Genomic DNA, 7,090 nt, shown 5'->3' with positions numbered 1-7,090 from the left:
TCCGTGGGGGGCTGGCGGCCGCCCACCAGCGGGGGGGGGGGGGGGCCGTGGGGGGGCGACCCCCCCCCCCGCCCCGTACGGTTCCGGCGGCCGAACCGGACCTTCCGCACCGGGGCCGCGGACGCCGGGCCGTGCCGGGCTCCGTGGCATCCTGGAAAGCAGGGAAGAGGTGATATGTGATGACTCTGCCCATGCGACGCCGGACGGGTCCCTTCGCCGAGCCGCTGGCGGACTTCGACACCTTCTTCGACCGGATGAGCCGGATGCTGGAGTCGGTGCCGACGCCGTCGGCCGGTGAGCTGCCGTGGGCCCCGCTCGCGGATCTGCACGAGACGGACGACGCCTACCTCGTCACGGTGGAACTGCCGGGGGTGGCGGCGGACGACATCGATGTCGCGCTCAGCGACCGGGAGCTGACCGTCACCGCCGTGTACGGGGACCGGAAGGAATCCGGTGTCCTGCGGCGTGGCACCCGCCGTACCGGACGGTGCGAGTACCGGACGCTGCTGCCCACCGAGGTGAGCGGCGACGACATCACCGCCGGACTGTCCGACGGTGTCCTGCGGGTCACCGTCCCGAAGGCGAAGACCGCCACACCACGGCACATCGAGATCACCACCGGCGAGTAGCGCGGCCCGGGGGCGGGGACCGCATCGGTCCGCGCCCCCGTCCGCTCACAGCCCGGCGTGCTCGGCCACGGCCTGCTTGAGGTGGCTCAGGACGGTGGTGGCCGTTTCGCGGACGCCGGGAAGGGTCGCCAGGTCGGGGACCGGCAGGACGGTCTCCAGATAGACCTTCAGCTTGGGTTCGGTACCGCTGGGGCGGACGATGACCCGCGCCGAGCGCACCGGCCCGCTGCCGGTGCCGCCGAGCGTGTAGCGCAGGCCGTCGGTCGGCGGGAGGGTCGCGGTGCCCCGGGTGAGATCCTCGGCGCCGGTGACCGGCAGGCCGGCCAGTTCGGTGGGCGGGGTGGCCCGCAGCCGCCGCATCGCCTCGGTGATCAGCGACAGATCGGTGACCCGGACCGACAACTGGTCGGTGGCGTGCAGGCCGTGTTCGACGGCCAGGTCGTCCAGGACGTCCAGGACGGTACGGCCGTGCTCCTTCTCCGCCGCCGCCAGTTCCGCGATCAGCAGGGCGGCGGTGATGCCGTCCTTGTCGCGCACGCCCCGCGGGTCCACGCAGTAGCCCAGCGCCTCCTCGTAGCCGTACCCCAGGTCCTCGACCCGGCCCAGCCACTTGAAGCCGGTCAGCGTCTCCTCGTACCGCAGCCCGGCCGCCGCCGCGATCCGGCCGGTCAGCGACGAGGACACGATCGAGGCGGCGAAGGTGCCGCCGCGCCCGCCGCGTACCAGATGGGTGGCCAGCAGCGCGCCGACCTCGTCGCCGCGCAGCATGCGCCAGCCGCCCTCGGCGAACGGGTCGGGCACACCGACCGCGCACCGGTCGGCGTCCGGGTCGTTGGCGATGACGAGGTCGGGGCGGACGGAGCGGGCCACCTCGAAGGCCAGGTCCATGGCGCCCGGCTCCTCCGGGTTGGGGAAGGCGACCGTCGGGAAGTCCGGGTCGGGCTCGGCCTGGGCGGGCACCTCGGCGGGCGCCGGGAACCCGGCCCGCTCGAACGCCGCCGTCAGCACGGACTGCCCGACGCCGTGCAGCGGGGTGTAGACGACGCGGGTGGTGCGCGGTGAGCCGGCCGTGAGCGGGGCCATGGCCCGGGCCAGGTAGTCGGTGACCAGGTCCTCGCCGAGCACGTCCCAGCCGTCCCCGGCCAGCGGGACGTCCGCCAGCGCGCCGACCGCGCCGATCTCGGCCGCGATGTCGGTGTCCGCCGGGGGGACGATCTGGCTGCCGTCGCCGAGGTAGACCTTGTAGCCGTTGTCCCGGGGCGGGTTGTGGCTGGCGGTGACCGCGACACCGGCCACCGCGCCGAGGCGGGTGATGGCGTAGGCGAGGACGGGTGTGGGCAGCGGGCGCGGCAGCAGGGCGGCGCGCAGCCCGGCGCCCACCATGACGGCGGCGGTGTCGCGGGCGAAGTCGGCGCTGCGGTGCCGGGCGTCGTAGCCGATGACGACCAGGCCTTCGCCGTGGCCCCGGGTCTTCAGATAGGCAGCGAGCCCGGCCGCGGCCCGGATGACCACGGCCCGGTTCATGCGCATCGGCCCCGCGCCCATCTCGCCGCGCAGCCCGGCGGTGCCGAACTGGAGGGTGCCGGCGAACCGGTCCGCCAGGGCCGCCTCGTCCCCGGCCGCCAGCAGGGCGGCCAGCTCGGCGCGGGTCTCCGGGTCGGGGTCCTCGGCCAGCCACGCCTCGGCCGCCGCCCTCAGCTCCTGCGTCGTCATCGCTTCTCCGCTCCTCAGATGCGCCCGAGTACCTGCGACAGCAGTGTGCCCATGCGTACCGCGGAGTCACGGCCCGCCTGGAGGACTTCCTCGTGGTTCAGCGGTTCGCCGGTGATTCCGGCGGCCAGATTGGTGACGAGGGAGATGCCCAGCACCTCGGCGCCGGCCTCGCGGGCGGCGATGGCCTCCAGCACGGTGGACATGCCGACCAGGTCGCCGCCGATGGCGCGCACCATGCCGATCTCGGCCGGGGTCTCGTAATGCGGCCCGGGGAACTGGACGTACACGCCCTCCTCCAGGCTCGGGTCGACCTCCTTGCACAGCGCCCGCAGCCGGGGGGAGTACAGGTCGGTGAGGTCGACGAAGTGGGGGCCGGTGATGGGGGAGGTGGCGGTGAGGTTGATGTGGTCGCTGATGAGGACGGGCTGGCCGGGGCGCATGCCCTCGCGCAGTCCGCCGCACCCGTTGGTCAGCACGATCACCTTGCAGCCGGCCGCGACCGCCGTGCGCACGCCGTGGACCACGGCGCCGACGCCGCGGCCCTCGTACAGATGGGTGCGCCCCAGGAAGACGAGGACGTGCTTGTCGCCGAGCCGGTAGGAGCGGATGGTACCGGCGTGCCCGGCGACGGCCGGGGGCGGGAAGCCGGGCAGCTCGGTGACCGGGAACTCGGCGACCGCCTCGCCCAGCGCGTCGGCCGCGGGGAGCCAGCCCGAGCCCATCACCAGGGCCACGTCATGGCTGTCCACACCGGTCAACTCACGCAGCCGGGCCGCCGCGTCGTCCGCCGACGCCTTGCCCGCAATCTCTGAAGCAGTCACGGGGGGAGCCTAGCCGAGTTTGGCCTACGCGCGTAGACGAGGGGCTGATCCGACCTGGGCGACCGGCCTCACGGGCGGTCAGCAGGGGCGCTTGCGCAGTTCCATCACATAGTCGTGCGGGGCCCCGGCCGACTCGGCGGCGTCCGCGACCTCGCCGAGGTAGCGGGCGGAGGGCAGCCCGCCCTCGTACCCGTTCAGCACGTAGACCCACGCCTGGGCGTCGCCGTCCAGGGTGTGCACCCGGATCCGCATCCGCCGGTAGATGCCCAGGCCCACCCCCTCCCAGCGGTCCATGGCGTCCTCGTCCATCGGCGCGATGTCGTACAGCGCGACGAAGACCCCGGGGCCCGGGCCGTCGTCGGGGACCGCCTCCACGATGGTGGCGAGCGCCCCCTCCCAGCCCATGTGCTCACCGCCGAAGGTGAGCCGCCAGCCCGTGATCCAGCCGGTGCCGCGCAGGGGGGAGTGCTTGGCGCGGCGGGCCATCAGCCGGGCGTCGAGGTTTCCGGCGTATGCGGCGTAGAGCGACATGGAACTGAGCGTACGGGAGTGGCGCCGGTCATCGGCTGAGCCGTCCGTTCCTGTCCGCCTTCGCACGGGCTTCGTAACGCCTCCGTCTGACAGGTCACAGTCAGGGGGTCGCACGTTCCCCGCGCGGCGGCATGAGAGACACTGGGGTACGTGACTCGGATCGTGATCATCGGTGGCGGACCTGGCGGCTACGAGGCGGCACTGGTGGCCGCGCAGCTCGGCGCGGAGGTGACCGTGGTCGACCGGGACGGCCTCGGCGGCGCCTCGGTGCTCACCGACTGCGTGCCGTCCAAGACGCTGATCGCCACCGCCGAGGTCATGACCAGCTTCGACTCCTCCCACGACGAGCTGGGCATCCTGCTGCCCGGCGGGGAGGGCCCCGCGCTCACCGTGGACCTCGGGAAGGTCAACCGGCGGGTCAAGCGGCTCGCGCTGGCCCAGTCGCAGGACATCACCGCCTCCGTCACCCGCACCGGTGTCACGGTGCTCCCGGGCCGGGGCCGGCTCGCGCCGCAGCAGGCGCCGGACGGCTCGCGCCGGGTGTCGGTCACCCACCCGGACGGTACCGAGGTGGAGCTGGTCGCCGACGCCGTGCTGATCGCCACCGGCGGGCACCCGCGCGAGATCCCCGACGCCCGCCCGGACGGGGAGCGCATCCTCAACTGGACGCAGGTGTACGACCTCGCCGAGCTGCCCGAGGAACTGATCGTGGTGGGCTCGGGCGTCACCGGCGCCGAGTTCGCCGGCGCCTACCAGGCGCTGGGCTCCCGCGTCACGCTGGTCTCCTCGCGGGACCGGGTGCTGCCGGGCGAGGACCCGGACGCGGCCGCCGTGCTGGAGGACGTGTTCCGGCGGCGCGGCATGAACGTGATGGCGCGCTCGCGGGCGGCGGCGGCCAAGCGGGTCGGGGACCGGGTGGAGGTCACGCTGGCCGACGGCCGGGTCATCTCCGGCACGCACTGTCTGATGGCGGTCGGCGCGATCCCGAACACCGCCGGGATGGGCCTGGAGGAGGCCGGGGTCCGGCTGAAGGAGTCGGGCCACATCTGGACGGACCGGGTCTCGCGCACCTCGGCGCCCGGGGTGTACGCGGCGGGCGATGTGACCGGGGTGCTGGCGCTGGCGTCGGTGGCCGCGATGCAGGGCCGGATCGCGATGTACCACTTCCTCGGGGACGCGGTGGCCCCGCTGAACCTGAAGACCGTTTCGGCGAACATCTTCACCGACCCGGAGATCGCCACCGTCGGTTACACCCAGGCGGATGTGGACGAGGGCCGGATCGACGCGCGCGTGGTGAAGCTGCCGCTGCTGCGCAACGCGCGCGCCAAGATGCAGGGCGTGCGGGACGGTTTCGTGAAGCTGTTCTGCCGTCCCGGGACCGGGATCGTGGTCGGCGGCGTCGTGGTGTCCCCGCGGGCGAGCGAGCTGATCCACCCTATTTCGATCGCCGTTGACAACAGTCTGACCGTGGAACAGATCGCAAAAGCGTTCACCGTGTACCCGTCTCTGTCGGGTTCGCTCGCCGAAACGGCGCGCCAGTTGCAGACGAGCAAGGTCGCCGAGGAACAGTAGGCACTGGTCAGCGCGGGTGGCGCGCAGCAGGCGCCTCTGGCATATATCACGCCGGGGGCGCACGTACAGACAACTTCGGTAATTCTGCGCAACCTGGTGAAACCAGACGGTCGTTAGGGTTACTGTCGGTTCCGTGTTCGCTGCAGAACGTCGTCAGATGATTCTCGAAATGGTGCGAGCCAACGGGGCCGTGTCGCTCCGCGAGCTCGCCCGCGTCGTCCAGACCTCCGAAGTGACCGTGCGGCGCGATGTGCGCGCCTTGGAGGCCGAAGGACTGCTGGATCGCAGACACGGTGGTGCGGTCCTGCCCGGCGGTTTCGCCCGGGAGTCCGGATTTCCGCAACGCTCGCTGGCCGTCACCGCCGAGAAGGCCGCCATCGCCGAACTCGCCGCCTCCATGGTGACGGAGGGTGAGGCCATCGTGGTCGGTGCCGGGACCACCACACAGGAGCTCGCCCGCCGGCTGGCCCGGGTCCCCGGGCTGACCGTGGTCACCAACTCCCTCCTGGTGGCGCAGGCGCTGGCCCACGCCAACCGGGTCGAGGTGGTCATGACCGGCGGCACCCTGCGCGGCTCCAGCTACGCGCTGGTGGGCAGCGGTGCCGAGCAGTCGCTGCAAGGGCTGCGCGTCACCCGGGCGTTCCTGTCCGGAGCCGGGCTCACCGCCGAACGCGGCCTGTCCACCTCGAACATGCTCTCCGCGAGCGTGGACCGGGCGCTGGCCAGGGCGGCTTCGGAGGTCGTGGTGCTCGCCGATCACTCCAAGATCGGCGCGGACACCATGCTCCAGACGGTGCCCACCGAGATGATCACCCATCTGGTCACCGACCAGCCGCCACCGGACTGCTCGCGGGCCGGTACGGAACTGGAGGCGCTCGCCGACCAGGGGGTACGGATCTCGGTGGCGGGCGGCGGCCGGGCCCAGCCGGGGGAGCGGGAGCGCACGCTGCCGGGGCCCCGTGGCGCCCAGCCGCCGCACGGCAAACCGCCGCTGTCCGGCCCGCCGCCCATCACCCCGCCGTCCGCCCAGCAGCGCCTGTCGGACCTGGCCGCCCAGCGCCGCCGCTGACCCCTCGGGGCACGGCGGGGCGGCGCAGGCGCCGACAGGGGCGGCAGGGTAGGGCCGCCGTCCGGGCGGAGCGTGCCGCCGGACGTACGGCCGGGGGAGACGAGGCCGCCCCGTTACGGCGCGGGTGCCCCCGCCGCCGAGCCGGGACGGCAGGTGCCCGGTGCCGGCGCGCGATCACGGCCTCGCGCGCCTCGGCGGAACGGCATGCCCGCGAGGCGCCGTGGGCGGTGCCGGGGGGAGGGCACACCGGGCGCGCACCGGCGCGCGGCCGACGGCCGGACCGCGCGACCCCGGACCCTCGACGGCCGCGTGGCGCACGGCGCGGACCGGCGTGAACGCGGCCGGACGCGCCCGTTGATGGCTGCGGACATGCGCGCGGCGCATCCGCCGCACAGCGGCGCGCTACGTCGCGCGGCGCAGGACGTGCCCCGGTCCCTCCCGGAGACGAACCGGCGTCCCACCTCCGGAGCGCACGACGCCCGCAGCGGGCCGCCCGATCATCGGCGGCCGCGATGCCACGGACGAACCCTCCGGGGGGCCGGGGACGAAGAGCACGGCGAGGGACCGTCGTCGGTGACGTCCGTCGCCCGCCCGCCGCTTCCTGGCGGTGCGCCATGCGCCCGCCGATCCCGGCCGCCGCCGTCCGGTACGAACGGTCCTTCCGCCCGCCGGTGCCCCGGTCACGCGGGCGGCGCCCCGCGCACTCCCGTCCCTCCCCCCACGGACCGACCGCACGCCCCCGCCCCCCTGCGCAC

General features: G+C 74.0%; 6 protein-coding genes. 3 read left to right on the top strand and 3 right to left on the bottom strand.

Annotation, left to right across the window (positions count from 1 at the left end; all coding sequences use genetic code 11):
- Positions 1-179: 179 nt before the first annotated feature.
- Positions 180-629, top strand: a complete 450-nt coding sequence (locus ACFV5N_RS22470; protein WP_385602725.1) for an Hsp20/alpha crystallin family protein — start codon at positions 180-182, stop codon at positions 627-629.
- A gap of 45 nt (positions 630-674) precedes the next feature.
- Here ACFV5N_RS22470 and ACFV5N_RS22465 read toward each other — a convergent pair whose 3' ends face one another.
- The 3 genes from ACFV5N_RS22465 to ACFV5N_RS22455 form a co-directional block, all read right to left on the bottom strand.
- Entirely contained in the window at positions 675-2,342 is a 1,668-nt protein-coding gene (locus tag ACFV5N_RS22465; protein ID WP_385602723.1) for a phospho-sugar mutase, read from the bottom strand.
- A 14-nt stretch (positions 2,343-2,356) separates the two neighbouring features.
- Complete coding sequence (locus tag ACFV5N_RS22460; RefSeq protein ID WP_026047016.1) at positions 2,357-3,163, bottom strand: purine-nucleoside phosphorylase; 807 nt, start codon at positions 3,161-3,163, stop codon at positions 2,357-2,359.
- Between the two features lie 78 nt (positions 3,164-3,241).
- The gene (locus ACFV5N_RS22455; RefSeq protein ID WP_385602720.1) at positions 3,242-3,694 is read right to left on the bottom strand and encodes a gamma-glutamylcyclotransferase; all 453 of its coding nucleotides are present in this window, start codon (positions 3,692-3,694) and stop codon (positions 3,242-3,244) included.
- Between the two features lie 141 nt (positions 3,695-3,835).
- Here ACFV5N_RS22455 and ACFV5N_RS22450 point away from each other — a divergent pair, with 141 nt between their 5' ends.
- Complete coding sequence (locus ACFV5N_RS22450; RefSeq protein WP_385602728.1) at positions 3,836-5,266, top strand: NAD(P)H-quinone dehydrogenase; 1,431 nt, start codon at positions 3,836-3,838, stop codon at positions 5,264-5,266.
- A 169-nt stretch (positions 5,267-5,435) separates the two neighbouring features.
- Positions 5,436-6,335 carry a DeoR/GlpR family DNA-binding transcription regulator gene (locus ACFV5N_RS22445; RefSeq protein ID WP_385602717.1) on the top strand — a complete coding sequence of 300 codons (900 nt, stop codon included), beginning with the start codon at positions 5,436-5,438 and terminating at the stop codon, positions 6,333-6,335.
- Positions 6,336-7,090 lie beyond the last annotated feature (755 nt).

The sequence above is a fragment of the Streptomyces sp. NPDC059853 genome (genome assembly GCF_042731495.1).
GTDB lineage: Bacteria > Actinomycetota > Actinomycetes > Streptomycetales > Streptomycetaceae > Streptomyces.
Note: the sequence above shows the minus strand (reverse complement) of the source record. Positions and strands in the feature narration are given on the sequence as shown.